At 73.9% G+C, this 12,187-nt stretch carries 12 protein-coding genes; 7 read left to right on the top strand and 5 right to left on the bottom strand.

The window, feature by feature from the left end; translation table 11 throughout:
• Positions 1–118 precede the first annotated feature (118 nt).
• Complete coding sequence (locus E4U91_RS04785) at positions 119–508, top strand: cold-shock protein (protein WP_137305466.1); 390 nt, start codon at positions 119–121, stop codon at positions 506–508.
• 94 nt (positions 509–602) lie between these two features.
• Here the strand turns inward: E4U91_RS04785 and E4U91_RS04790 are convergent, their stop codons facing one another.
• Both E4U91_RS04790 and E4U91_RS04795 read right to left on the bottom strand, forming a co-directional pair.
• Positions 603–1,073, bottom strand: a complete 471-nt coding sequence (locus E4U91_RS04790; RefSeq protein WP_137305468.1) for an SRPBCC domain-containing protein — start codon at positions 1,071–1,073, stop codon at positions 603–605.
• A 95-nt stretch (positions 1,074–1,168) separates the two neighbouring features.
• Positions 1,169–1,597: a YjbQ family protein gene (locus E4U91_RS04795; protein WP_137305470.1), complete on the bottom strand. Its 429-nt coding sequence runs from the start codon at positions 1,595–1,597 to the stop codon at positions 1,169–1,171.
• Positions 1,598–1,673: 76 nt separating this feature from the next.
• Here E4U91_RS04795 and E4U91_RS04800 point away from each other — a divergent pair, with 76 nt between their 5' ends.
• Positions 1,674–2,840, top strand: a complete 1,167-nt coding sequence (locus tag E4U91_RS04800; RefSeq protein WP_137305472.1) for an NAD(P)-binding domain-containing protein — start codon at positions 1,674–1,676, stop codon at positions 2,838–2,840.
• A 13-nt stretch (positions 2,841–2,853) separates the two neighbouring features.
• On the opposite strand, the gene mltG is transcribed toward E4U91_RS04800, so the two are convergent.
• Positions 2,854–3,699, bottom strand: a complete 846-nt coding sequence (gene mltG / locus E4U91_RS04805) for an endolytic transglycosylase MltG (RefSeq protein WP_137305474.1) — start codon at positions 3,697–3,699, stop codon at positions 2,854–2,856.
• A gap of 43 nt (positions 3,700–3,742) precedes the next feature.
• Positions 3,743–5,575: an ABC transporter ATP-binding protein gene (locus tag E4U91_RS04810; protein WP_137305476.1), complete on the bottom strand. Its 1,833-nt coding sequence runs from the start codon at positions 5,573–5,575 to the stop codon at positions 3,743–3,745.
• 118 nt (positions 5,576–5,693) lie between these two features.
• On the opposite strand from E4U91_RS04810, the gene E4U91_RS04815 reads away from it, so the two are divergent.
• From E4U91_RS04815 to E4U91_RS04835, 5 genes are all read left to right on the top strand, one after another.
• Entirely contained in the window at positions 5,694–6,143 is a 450-nt protein-coding gene (locus tag E4U91_RS04815; RefSeq protein ID WP_137305478.1) for a MarR family winged helix-turn-helix transcriptional regulator, read from the top strand.
• Positions 6,144–6,383: 240 nt separating this feature from the next.
• Positions 6,384–8,276 carry an ABC transporter transmembrane domain-containing protein gene (locus E4U91_RS04820; RefSeq protein ID WP_137305480.1) on the top strand — a complete coding sequence of 631 codons (1,893 nt, stop codon included), beginning with the start codon at positions 6,384–6,386 and terminating at the stop codon, positions 8,274–8,276.
• Positions 8,273–10,054 (top strand): ABC transporter ATP-binding protein, encoded by a 1,782-nt coding sequence (locus E4U91_RS04825; protein ID WP_137305482.1) that lies wholly within the window; start codon positions 8,273–8,275, stop codon positions 10,052–10,054. The genes E4U91_RS04820 and E4U91_RS04825 overlap by 4 nt, the downstream gene beginning before the upstream one ends.
• Positions 10,055–10,360: 306 nt before the next feature.
• Complete coding sequence (locus E4U91_RS04830; RefSeq protein ID WP_137305484.1) at positions 10,361–10,831, top strand: DUF5709 domain-containing protein; 471 nt, start codon at positions 10,361–10,363, stop codon at positions 10,829–10,831.
• Positions 10,832–10,903: 72 nt separating this feature from the next.
• Positions 10,904–11,161, top strand: coding sequence for a type B 50S ribosomal protein L31 (locus E4U91_RS04835; protein WP_067227662.1), 258 nt, complete (start codon positions 10,904–10,906; stop codon positions 11,159–11,161).
• Between the two features lie 104 nt (positions 11,162–11,265).
• On the opposite strand, the gene E4U91_RS04840 is transcribed toward E4U91_RS04835, so the two are convergent.
• Positions 11,266–12,060: a metal-dependent hydrolase gene (locus E4U91_RS04840; protein ID WP_137305486.1), complete on the bottom strand. Its 795-nt coding sequence runs from the start codon at positions 12,058–12,060 to the stop codon at positions 11,266–11,268.
• Positions 12,061–12,187: the final 127 nt, after the last annotated feature.

Here is a 12,187-nt window from a genome sequence, read left to right on the forward strand (position 1 = left end):
CCGAGAAGGCGCGCCCCGCAAGCGGCGGCGACGCCGAGGTCGCTCCCCGGCCCTCCCCATGGCTACGATCGGGCCCAGGTGCACCGGAGTGGGTGTGATGAGGCTGTTGGGGGTTGGGATGGTTGCCGGTCGTGTGGTGCGTTTCGACAACGCGCGGGGTTATGGGTTCATCGCCCCCGACGACGGCGGGGAAGACGTCTTCCTGCACGTCAACGACATGTTGATGCCCGAGTCGCAGGTGCGGCGGGGCATCGTGGTGGAGTTCGAGATCGAGGACGGCGAGCGCGGGCCGAAGGCGTCGTCGGTGCGCCTCGCGCGCGGGGAGGACGGCAAGCCGCTCAGCCTGGACGACGACATGATGTGCGACGTGCTCAACACGGAGGAGTTCACCCGCGAGGTCACCGAGGCGCTGCTGGCGGCGGCACCCACGCTGACCGCCGAGCAGATCCTCCAGGTCCGGTCCGGGCTGGCCCAGTTCGCCAAGCACCACGGCTGGGTCGAGGGCTGACGCGACCGACGGGGGCGGCCCACCGGTGATCCGGCGCGGGCCCGCCCCCGCTCTGCGCGGGACCCGGGGGGCGGGCCGATCGTACGGCGCGGCCCTACGCGCTCGGCCCCGCCTCCACCAGCCGTGCCAGGTTGGCGAGGGCCATGCGAGTGCCCGTCTCGTTGTCCTCGGCCACCACCGCGTCGGGTACGCCCGCGTGCTCGATCGTGACGTCCGTGCCGCCGTCCGCCGCGTCGGTGAGGGTGGTGGTCATGGTCATGGTGCCGCCCAGCGCCGGGTCGTCGGTCTCGAACGCGAGGACCTCCACGACCTGTTCGTCCGGTACCAGGCGCACGAAGTGGCCGTGGTAGGTGTCGGTGTGCGCGTCCGTCTTCCCGGCGGCGTCCGGTGACGCGTAGGTGAGTGACACGCGGAACCGCCCGCCCTCGCGGGGGTCGAAGGTGTGCACCTGCGCCGTCATGCCCTGCGGCGCCCGCCACCGCGCGACGGCGTCGGCGTCGACGAGGGCGCGGAAGACGGCGGCGCGCGGGGCCTTCACGTGTCCGGAGATCCGCATGGAGTACATGGGCCCACGCTACGCGTCACGCCGGGACGCCCGAGCGGGCGGACGGTCAAGGGGCCGTGCGGCCCGTCCCGTCCGCCCGTCTGCGGCCGCGCCGGTCAGGAGCCGGCGAGGAAGCTGAGCCGGACCTTGCGCTCGGGGTTGTCCCGGTTGGTGTCCACCAGGCACACGGACTGCCAGGTGCCGAGCTCCAGGCGGCCGCCCACCACCGGCAGCGTCGCGTGCGGTGCGACGAAGGCCGGCAGGACGTGGTCGCGGCCGTGCCCGGGGCTGCCGTGGCGGTGCTGCCAGCGGTCGTCGGCCGGCAGCAGGGTGTGCAGGGCGGCGAGCAGGTCGTCGTCGCTGCCGGCGCCCGTCTCGATGACGGCCACGCCGGCCGTGGCGTGCGGGACGAACACGTTCAGCAGTCCGTCCCGGCCGGCCGCCGCCTCGCGCAGGAAGGACTCGCAGTCGCGGGTGAGGTCGACGACGGCCTCGCGGGAGCCGGACGGGACGGTCAGGACGTGCGTGGTGAAGGCATCGGACATGCCTCCATCCTGACCCATGCGCCGGGCGCCGCGGCGGAAGGGGAAGATCCCCGCGCGCGGCGCTGTTGGTGCAAACGTGAACAACACGCGCGAGGTCGAGGTCGTCGTCGTGGGCGCCGGTCAGGCGGGCCTGTCCAGCGCCTACCACTTGCGTCGCACGGGTTTCGCGCCGGACGAGGACTTCGTGGTGCTGGACCACTCCCCCGGCCCGGGCGGCGCCTGGCAGTTCCGCTGGCCCTCGCTGACGTACGGCAAGGTGCACGGGATGCACGCGCTGCCCGGCATGGAGCTGACGGGTGCCGATCCCGCCCGGCCGTCCTCCGAGGTCGTCAGCGCCTACTTCGACGCCTACGAGCGCGCCTTCGACCTGCGGGTCCGGCGGCCCGTGGACGTGCGCGCGGTGCGCGAGGGCACCGGCGGACGGCTGCTGGTGGAGACCTCGGTCGGCACGTGGTCCACCCGGGCCCTGATCAACGCCACCGGCACCTGGGACCGGCCGTTCTGGCCGCACTACCCCGGCCAGGAGACCTTCCGGGGCCGGCAACTGCACACCGCGCAGTACCCGGGGCCCGAGGCGTTCACCGGCCTGCGGGTCGTCGTCGTGGGCGGCGGGGCGTCCGGCACGCAGCACCTGCTGGAGCTCGCCCCCTACGCGGCCGCCACCACCTGGGTGACGCGCCGTCCGCCTGTCTTCCGCGAGGGCCCGTTCGACGAGGACGCGGGCCGCTCGGCCGTCGCGCTGGTCGAGGAGCGGGTCCGCCAGGGCCTGCCGCCGCGCAGCGTGGTCTCGGTGACCGGGCTGCCGCTCAACGACGCCGTGCGGCAGGGGCTGGAGAGCGGGGTGCTGGACCGGCTGCCGCTGTTCGACCGCATCACCCCGGACGGCGTGGAGTGGGACGACGGCCGGCGCGTGGACGCCGACGTCATCCTGTGGGCGACCGGCTTCCGCGCGGCCGTCGACCACCTGGCGCCGCTGCGGCTGCGCGAGCCCGGCGGGGGCATCCGCGTCGAGAGGACACGGGTGGTCGCCGATCCGCGGATCCACCTGGTGGGCTACGGCCCGTCGGCGAGCACCATCGGCGCCAACCGGGCCGGCCGCGCGGCGGTACGGGACATCAGGCGGCTGCTGGCCGGAACCGCTCCGGCCGGCGCCACGGAGGAGGACGTCCCGGTCGGCGCCACGAACGACGCCGCCCCGGCGGACGCGTCGCCCGACGCCGTCCCGGCCGAGTACGCGGCCTGACGGCGCCCCGGGGTCACCGGGCCGTGGGCCCGCCGCGCTGCTGGTTGCGGTTGAACTCGGCGACGTTGCGCTCGTGTTCCTCCAGGCTCGCGGTGAAGCGGGTGTCGCCGGGTCCGACGGTGACGAAGTAGAGCCAGTTGCCGGCCGGAGGGTCGAGGGCGGCGCGCATCGCCTCCTCCCCCGGGTTGTCGATGGGCGTCGGGGGCAGGCCCATCCGGCGGTAGGAGTTGTAGGGGCTGTCGAGACGGGTGTCCTTCTCGGTGGTCCTCAGGGTGGACCGGTTCAGGGCGTAGTTGAGGGTGGAGTCCATCTGCAGCGGCATGCCGCGCGCCAGGCGGTTGAACACCACCCGCGCCACCTTCCCCATGTCGTCCCTGGTGGCGGCCTCGGCCTGGACGATGCTCGCGACGGTGACCGCCTGGTAGACGTTCAGCGCGGTGCGCCGGGCGCCGGCCGCGACGGGCGCCCCGTTGAACCTCCGGTCGGCGGTCTCCACCATCGCGGACAGCAGCGACCGGGGCGTCGTCCGCGCGTCCAGTGGATACGTGGCGGGGAACAGGTAGCCCTCGGGGTTGCCGCCGGCGTCGTTCGGCAGCTTCAGGCCGGCCTGCGGCAGACTGCGCCGGGTGGTGCCGGGGGCCAGGTGGAGGGCCTTGTCGACGGCGTCGTAGACCTGGGCGGCGCGCCAGCCCTCCGGGATGACGAGCGTCGCGGGCGCGGTCGCCCGGTGGGTTCCCTCGACGGTCAGCAGCGGCACCGCCACGGCGGTGCCGGCCACGACGGCTCCGGCCACGATGAGGGCGAGCCGCCCCCGACGCGTCAGCCGGATCGTGTTCCGTGACGGAGTGTTCTTCTGCATGCGGGCACGGTAACCCGCACACCCGCACAAACCCGGCATATCTTCATCTCGTCGGCTCCAGGGGGGCCGGGTCGCCGGAGGCCTGCGGCGGGCGGGCGTCCTTGCGGACCAGTGCGGCGTACCGGCCGTCGCGCGCCAGCAGTTCCTCGTGCGCGCCCCGTTCGGCCACGCGCCCGGAGTCGAGGACCACGATCTGGTCGGCACCCCGGACGGTGGAGAGCCGGTGGGCGATGGTGAGGGTCGTCCGATCGGCGGACAGGGAGTCGATGGCCTGCTGCACGGCGTGCTCGGTGCGGGTGTCCAGCGCGCTGGTCGCCTCGTCGAGGATCAGCACCGGCGGATCGCGCAGGATGGTGCGCGCGATGGCCAGGCGCTGCTTCTCGCCACCGGAGAAGCGGTGCCCGCGTTCGCCGACCACCGTGTCGTAGCCGTCGGGCAGCGCGGCGATGTGGTCGTGGATCTGGGCGGCCCGGGCGGCCGCGTACAGCTCCTCGTCTGTGGCGTCGGGCTTGGCGAAGCGCAGGTTGTCGGCCACCGAGGCGTGGAAGAGGTACGTCTCCTGCGAGACCACCCCGACCGCGCGTGCCAGGGTGTCGAAGTCCAGGTCGCGCACGTCGACGCCATCGAGGGTGACCCGGCCGCCGGTCACGTCGTAGAGCCGGGGCACCAGGTAGCCGAGGGTGGACTTGCCCGCGCCGGTCGGTCCGACGACCGCGAGACTGCCGCCGGCCGGCACGGTGAGGTCGATGCCGTCGAGGACGGGCGCGCCCCGGTCGTCGTAGCGGAAGGAGACCTTCTCGAAGCGGACCTCGCCCTTGATGCGGTCGAGGTGGACCGGGTCCGGCCGCTCGGTGATGTCGATGGGCAGGTCGAGGTACTCGAAGATGCGCTGGAACAGGGCTAGCGAGCTCTGGATCTGCACACCGGTCGACAGCAGGCTGACGGCGGGGCGGAACAGGCCCTGCTGGAGGGAGACGAAGGCGACGATCGTGCCGAGGGAGACGTCGGGCCCGCCGAGGTGCAGGGCCATGCCCGCGGTCCAGTAGATGACGGCCGGCATGGCGGCCATCACGATGGTGATCACGGCCATGCGCCAGCGGCCCGCCATGCTGGAGCGCACCTCCAGGTCGACCAGGCGTTCGGACTCCTCGGCGAAGGACGCGGTGAGGGAGTCGGCGCGGCCCATCGTGCGGCCGAGGAGGATGCCGCTGACGGACAGCGACTCGGTGACCGTGGCGGCCATCGCGGCCATCTGCTTCTGGCGCTGGGTGGTGATCCTCTTGCGTTCGTTGCCGACGCGGCGGCTGATCCAGACGAACGCCGGGAGCAGCAGCAGGGAGACCACGGTCAGCCGCCAGTCGAGGGCGATCATCGCGATGACCGTGGCGACCACGCTGGTGAAGTTGGAGACCAGCGAGGTGGCGGTCGAGGTGACGGTCGCCTGCATGCCGCCGATGTCGTTGGCGATGCGGGACTGCACCTCGCCGGTGCGGGTGCGGGTGAAAAAGGCCAGCGACATGCGCTGGAGCCGGCCGTAGACGGCGGTGCGCAGGTCGTGCATGACGCGCTGGCCGACCGTGGTGGAGATCAGCGTCTGCAGCACGCCGAAGACGCTGGTGAGGACGGCGCTGAGGATCATGCCGAGGGCGAGCAGGCTCAGCAGGCCGGTGCGGCCCTGCGGGATCGCGACGTCCAGGATCTCCTTGAGGAGGAACGGCGTGGCGACCGAGACGAGCGAGGCGGCGCCGACCAGCAGGCCGACGACCGTGAGCCGCGCGCGGTAGGGGCGGAACAGCTTCAGGATGCGGCGCACCTGCCGGGGTTGTTCCCCGGCGTCGGCGGGCGGGCTCCAGGAGGGTTCGCGATCGGGGTGCATGGGCTCCTACGGAGGTGGGTGGGCGCCGGGCCGCGGGCGCGGTCGGCGACGACGGGAGGGAGCGTAGCTCATTGTTACCTATGCTCATAATGAACGACGTCCTGATATTGTTCCCGGCATGACCACCCCCGATCGCGACGGAGCGCTGGCCGACCAGTTGCTGCGGCTGACCCACCGGGTGCACCGGATCCAGAAACGCCACCTCCACCAGGCCGACCTGGGCATCACCCCGGCCCAGTCCCGCCTGCTGCGCACCCTCGCCCACTTCGGCGGGCCGCCGCGCATGGCGGACCTCGCCGAACGGCTGGAGGTCGTGCCCCGCGCCGTGACCACGCTGGTCGACGGCCTCGAGGCGAGCGGCGCGGTGCGGCGGGTCCCGGACCCCGCCAACCGACGGGTCATCCGCATCGAACTCACGGACACCGGCCGGGCGACGCTGCACGCGCTGCACGACGCCCGACGCGCGGCCGCGCGGGAGATCCTGGCGCCCCTGACGGACGAACAGCGCGAGACGCTTGGGGAGTTGCTGGACACGCTGATCGACGGGGCGCCGTTGCCTGGGTGTTGAGGGGCCGAGCCCTCTGGCGGGGCCCGTCGACGGGGAGTCGGCGGAGGGGCTCCGGCCGCCCGGTCGCACCCGGCCGGGCCATGACGGGCCGTAGCCGGATCGCGAGGGTGCCGCGGAAAACGGGTTGAATTCCACCTTCCCGCAGCGCGAACCTGTCACGGTTTGCAGCCGCGGCCGCGGCCTGTCCCCTCCTCTGCCACTCGCTCCACCCCACTCCCCGACACGAGTCACTGGGACGTCATGCGTATCCAAGACCTTCCCTATCCCGACCCCGGTGTGCCGGACGCGCGCTCGGGCCCCCGCTTCCTGTGGTGGCTGGGCCGGAACCAGCTGGGCGGGCAACTCAAGTCCCTCGCCTGGGGGTTGCTGCACTTCGTCGCCGTCTCGGCGCAGCCGTTCTGCGTCGGGTACGCCGTACAGGCCGTCGTCGACCGCTCCGGCTCGCGGCTCGCCCTCGCCGGGGGCCTGATGGCCCTGTGCGGCGCGGCCACCGCGGTCGGGGACACCTTCCTGCACCGCGCCGCCGTCACCAACTGGATCACCGCCGCCGCACGCGTGCAGCAGCTGCTCGCCCGCAAGGCCGCGCGGCTGGGCTCCGCGCTGACCCGGCGGGTCGCGGCGGGTGAGGTCGTGGCGGTCTCCACCGGTGACGTCGAGAAGATCGGCTGGTTCGTGGAGGCCGTGTCCCGGTTCTCCGCGGCCGCGCTCACCGTCCTGCTGGTCTGCGTCGGGCTGGTCGTCTACCAGCCGGCGCTCGGCGTGGTCGTCGCCGTCGGGCTGCCCGTGGTGGCGTTCGCGGCGCTGCCGCTGCTGCCGCCCGCCACCCGGCGGGCCGACGTCCAGCGCGAGAAGGCCGGCCGCGCCACCGAGCTGGCCTCGGACACCGTCGCCGGGCTGCGGGTGCTGCGCGGCATCGGCGGTGAGGACCTGTTCCTCGACCGCTACCGCAGCGCCTCCCAGGAGGTCCGCCACGCCGCCGTGCGCAGTGCCCGGATGTGGTCGCTGATCAGCGCCATCCAGGTGCTGCTGCCGGGGCTGCTGCTCATCGCGGTCGTCTGGTACGGCGTCCACCTGGCCCGCGAGGGCCGCATCTCCGTCGGCGAACTCGTCACCGTCTACAGCTCCGTGATGGTGCTGGCGTATCCGCTGCGGCACTTCGAGGAGATCGCCATGGCGTACTCCTTCTCCCGCCCGTCCGCGAAGCGCGCCGCACGCGTGCTGTCGCTGGAGCGGCTCACGGACGCGGGCGGGTCGCGCGCCGCGGACGCGCCCTCCGGCGACCTGGACGACCCGGCGACCGGGCTGCTCGCGCCCGCCGGCCGGCTCACCGCGGTGGTCTGCGGCGACCCGGACACCGCCGGGCGCCTGGCGGAGCGGCTCGGCGGACACGCCTCCGAGGAGGGGCCCTCCGTCGTGCTCGGCGGCGTGCCGCTCGACGAACTGCCCCTGGACAGCGCGCGGGCCGCCGTCCTCGTCCAGGACAAGGACCCGGTGCTGCTGTCGGGTTCGCTGCGCGACCTGCTCGACGTGCCCGCGTCCGGCCAGGTCAGCGCCGCGGCCGCGCTGGGGGCGGCGCAGTGCGCCGACGTCCTGGACGCGCTCGCGCAGGGCTCCCTGGACGCCGACGACCCGATGGACGCGCGGATCACCGAACGCGGGCGCTCCCTGTCCGGCGGCCAGCGCCAGCGGCTCGCCCTGGCGCGGTCGTTGCTCACCGACCCCGAGGTGCTGGTGCTGGACGAGCCGACGTCGGCCGTCGACTCCCACACCGAGGCCCGCATCGCCGAAGGCGTACGCGACCTGCGGTCCGGACGCACGACCGTGGTGTTCACCTCCTCGCCGCTGCTGCTGGACCGGGCCGACCGGGTCGTCCTCGTCCACGACGGCGAGGTCGCGGCGGTCGGCACGCACCGGGACCTGCTGCACGAGGAGCCGCGGTACCGGGCCGTCGTCACGCGCGAACCGGACGGCGAGGGACAAGCAGGCCCGGGCGAGCGGCAGGTGGGTGAGCGGCGCGGGGATGAGCGGCGTCCGCATCGGGTCGGTGCGGCGGCGCCGGTCGCGGAGGACCTGGCCGGACTGCAAGAGCTGGAAGAGCTGCAAGAGCTGCAAGAGATCGAGGAGACCGCATGATCGGCGTCGCGCCCCCGGCGTACGACCCGGCGGCCCCGACGACGGCCCACACGCTGCCCGTCGGAGCCCCCGCCACCGTACGCGGCTACGTGGGCGAACTGCTGCGCCGGCACCGGCGTGCCTTCCTGCTGCTCGTCGCGGCCAACACGGTCGCCACCGTCGCCTCGATGGTGGGCCCCTGGCTCCTGGGCGACCTCGTGGAGCGGGTGGCCGACGGGACCCGGGAACTGCGTCTCGGGTGGACCGTCACGCTGTTCGTCGTCGCGCTGGTCGTCCAGGCGGTCTTCGTGCGGCAGATGCGGCTGCGCGGGGCCGTGCTCGGCGAGCGGATGCTGGCCGACCTGCGCGAGGACTTCCTGGTGCGGTCGGTGCGGCTGCCGCCGGGAGTGCTGGAGCGGGCCGGGACGGGCGACCTGCTGTCCCGGATCACCACGGACATCGACCGGCTCGCCAACGCGATGCGCGAGGCCGTGCCGCAGCTGACCATCGGCGTGATGTGGGCGCTGCTGCTGCTGTCCGGGCTGGTGGTCGTGGCGCCGCCGCTGGCGCCGGCCGTGCTGGTCGCGGTGCCGCTGCTGGTGGTCGGCTGCCGCTGGTACTTCCGGCGCGCCCCGTCCGCCTACCGCTCGGAGGCCGCGGGGTACGCCGCCGTGGCCGCCGCGCTCGCCGAGACCGTGGACGCCGGACGCACCGTCGAGGCCCACCGGCTCGGCGGGCGGCGCGTCGAGCTGTCGGAGCTGCGGGTCCGGCAGTGGACGGCGTGGGAGCGGTACACGCTCTGGCTGCGCTCGGTGCTGTTCCCGGTGATCAACCTGGTGCACCTCACCGTGCTCGGCTCGGTGCTGATGCTCGGCGGGGTGTTCGTCCTGCGGGGCTGGATCGGCGTGGGCCAGCTGACCACGGGCGCGCTCGTCGCGCAGATGCTCGTCGACCCGGTCAACCTGATCCTGCGCTGGTACGACGAGCTCCAGGTCGCCCAGGTGTCCCTGGCCCGGCTGGTGGGTGTGCGGGAGATCGAGCCCGACGCCGGGCGCGCCTCGCTCGCCCCCGAGGGCCGGGACGTGCGCGCCGACGACGTCCGCTTCGGCTACCGCGAGGGCGTCGACGTGCTGCGCGAGGTGTCCCTCGCCGTCGCACCCGGCACCCGGCTGGCCCTGGTCGGCCCCTCGGGTGCCGGCAAGTCCACCCTGGGCCGGCTGCTCGCGGGCATCTACGCGCCCCGGGACGGCCACGTCACCCTCGGTGGCGCCGAACTGTCCCGGATGACCGCCGAACGGGTCCGCTCCCACGTCGCCCTCGTCAACCAGGAGCACCATGTCTTCGTCGGCTCCCTGCGCGACAACCTGCGGCTGGCCCGCACCGACGCCGAGGACGCCGAGCTGTGGGCGGCGCTCGGCGCGGTCGACGCCGACGGCTGGGCACGGGCGCTGGATGACGGCCTGGACACCGAGGTCGGCTCGGGCGGGGCCGCGCTCACCCCGGCGCAGGCCCAGCAGATCGCGCTCGCCCGTCTGGTGCTGGCCGACCCGCACACGCTGGTCCTGGACGAGGCGACCTCGCTGCTCGACCCGCGTGCCGCCCGTCACCTGGAGCGCTCCCTGTCCCGCGTCCTCGACGGCCGCACCGTCGTCGCGATCGCCCACCGCCTGCACACCGCCCACGACGCCGACGTCATCGCCGTCGTCGAGAACGGCCGCATCAGCGAGCTGGGCAGCCACTCCGAGCTGGTGGCGGCCGACGGAGCGTACGCGGCGCTGTGGAGGTCGTGGCATGGGTGAGGAGGAGCGGGCGGCCCTCGGGGAAAGAGGCAGGTCGGCCCCGGCGGAGGGTGGTCGCGGTGGGCGGGGGCGCCGGGGCTCCGCCCACCGGGGCGCGGCCGGGTCGCTCCGCCGCGGGCCGGCCCCTCGCGGACGCGCTGCCGTTGCGCGGTCGCCGAGCGGGATGGAACGCTGGTAAGCGGCACCCGTACGGGGAGCGACCGGGCCGTGTCCGGCGCCTTCCGTGCGCGGTCGGTGCCCGGCCCGGCGTCGGATCCCCGTCGGCCGTGGAGCGTACGGGCCCGTCCCCACCCCCTGGAGGTACCCGTGAACAGCGCCGACGGATGGGGAGACGACGTCTACCAGCCCGATGCCTCCGACATCCAGGACGACTCGGGGCTGCTCGACGAGGAGGACACCCTCGAGGACGACGACGTCGACAACCCCCTGGACCGCGGCTGGTCCCCTCCCGAGAAGCCCTGGGCCGTGGAGCACGAGGGCATCACGGCGGCCGAGCGGCTGCGCGGCGAGACGCTGGACCAGCGGCTGGCCGAGGAGCTGCCGGACCTGGCCGTCCCGGACGGTGACGGTCTCGGTGACTCGGAGGACACCGACGGGGAACTCCTCGACGAGGAGGTCGGCGCGGCCCGCTCCGGACGGCTCGTGGCACCGGACGAAGGGGTGCACGAGGACGAGGAGAGCGCCCTGGTCGCCACCGACGTGGGCATCGACGGGGCGGCCGCCTCCGCCGAGGAGGCCGCGATGCACATCGTCGACGGGGACGCCCTGTCCGGCTGACCCGCCGCCTCCCGGGGCGACGCGGCCCCCGCCGCGCCCGCCGTACGCACCGACCCGGCACGAGGAGCACGCATGCAGCAGGACAAGCACCCCGACTACCACCCGGTCGTCTTCCGCGACCGCGCCGCCGGCTACGCCTTCCTGACCCGGTCCACGGCCTCCAGCGACGAGACCATCGAGTGGGACGACGGCGAGACCTACCCGGTGGTGGACGTGGAGATCTCCTCCGAGAGCCATCCCTTCTACACCGGCAAGGCCCGCACTGTGGACACGGAGGGCCGCGTCGCCCGCTTCGAGCGCCGTTACGGCGAGGGCTCGGCGAAGGCCTGAGCGAACGCGGAAGCCGGAACGGACGCGGACGCGGAAGGCTGATCCTTCGGCGCCCGCGTCGACGCGGTGGCCACAGGTGACGCGGCCGGGGCCCGCGGGCTTCCTCAGACGAAGCCGAGCGCGGCCGCGCCGCCCAGCCCCCCGAGCAGCATGAACACCGGCATCAGCACCTTCAGCTCGATCCAGCTGCCCGCCCGGAACCGCATCACCTTCGGCGGGCCCAGCGGGTACCAGCGCTTGCGTCCGATCGGGATCGGCCACAGGATCGGGCAGCCCGAGACGGTCAGGGCGTCCCCGATGTCGTGCACCAGGGCGCCCAACAGGATGGGCAGCCCCAGCCACAGGTACTCCTGCCCCGGCTCGGTGAACAGCCAGCCCGAACCGTTGCCCGGCTTGTCGAGCATCCCCGCGATGATCCACGCGCTGGTCGCCGCCAGCAGCCACACCAGCACATCGCTGCTGGAGCCCCGGGCGGCCCGCCACAGCAGGCCCTCGATGGCCAGCACCATGTGCGCGAACAGGATCGCCAGCACCGCCCAGCGGCCCCCGGCCACCGCCAGCGCCGAGGCGCCCGCGCCGATCAGCACCGCCCACAGCCAGGTGTGCGTCAGGGTGCGGTGCCCACCGGAGCGGCGGGCGTCGCCCTGCTTGCGGGTGGCCTTGTAGACGGCGTAGGACAGCTTGTCGACGATCTCGCACAGCCACCGCGAGAGCGGGCCGAAGGCGCGGGAGATGGTGGCGGCCTTGTGGTCCAGGTCGGGAGCCAGCGCGGCACCGGCACTGATCAGCGCGCCGGTCAGCAGGACGGGCCAGGGCATCGGGTGTCCGGCCGCGGCGACGGCCGCCCCGACGCCGAGCCAGGCGGCGGCGCCCGACAGTGAGTGTGCTGGTCCCATCATGGCCCTCGTCCGCCCCATTCCTCATGTGCCGCTGTCCAGTTGACCCGGTGCGATGACGCTCCGTCGGCGCCACAGCGTAACGGTCGCGATCTTCGGACCGGCAGCCGATTCCCCCCTCGGGGGCCGG

It is taken from the genome of Streptomyces lasalocidi (genome assembly GCF_005280215.1).
GTDB lineage: Bacteria > Actinomycetota > Actinomycetes > Streptomycetales > Streptomycetaceae > Streptomyces > Streptomyces longwoodensis.

What these genes read in the sequence shown, in the direction of transcription:
- E4U91_RS04785 (WP_137305466.1), top strand. Translation starts at nt 119, where the DNA reads ATGGTTGCCGGTCGTGTGGTGCGTTTCGACAACGCGCGGGGTTATGGG.
- E4U91_RS04790 (WP_137305468.1), bottom strand. Translation starts at nt 1,073, where the DNA reads ATGTACTCCATGCGGATCTCCGGACACGTGAAGGCCCCGCGCGCCGCC.
- E4U91_RS04795 (WP_137305470.1), bottom strand. Translation starts at nt 1,597, where the DNA reads ATGTCCGATGCCTTCACCACGCACGTCCTGACCGTCCCGTCCGGCTCC.
- mltG (WP_137305474.1), bottom strand. Translation starts at nt 3,699, where the DNA reads ATGCAGAAGAACACTCCGTCACGGAACACGATCCGGCTGACGCGTCGG.
- E4U91_RS04810 (WP_137305476.1), bottom strand. Translation starts at nt 5,575, where the DNA reads ATGCACCCCGATCGCGAACCCTCCTGGAGCCCGCCCGCCGACGCCGGG.
- E4U91_RS04815 (WP_137305478.1), top strand. Translation starts at nt 5,694, where the DNA reads ATGACCACCCCCGATCGCGACGGAGCGCTGGCCGACCAGTTGCTGCGG.
- E4U91_RS04820 (WP_137305480.1), top strand. Translation starts at nt 6,384, where the DNA reads ATGCGTATCCAAGACCTTCCCTATCCCGACCCCGGTGTGCCGGACGCG.
- E4U91_RS04825 (WP_137305482.1), top strand. Translation starts at nt 8,273, where the DNA reads ATGATCGGCGTCGCGCCCCCGGCGTACGACCCGGCGGCCCCGACGACG.
- E4U91_RS04835 (WP_067227662.1), top strand. Translation starts at nt 10,904, where the DNA reads ATGCAGCAGGACAAGCACCCCGACTACCACCCGGTCGTCTTCCGCGAC.
- E4U91_RS04840 (WP_137305486.1), bottom strand. Translation starts at nt 12,060, where the DNA reads ATGATGGGACCAGCACACTCACTGTCGGGCGCCGCCGCCTGGCTCGGC.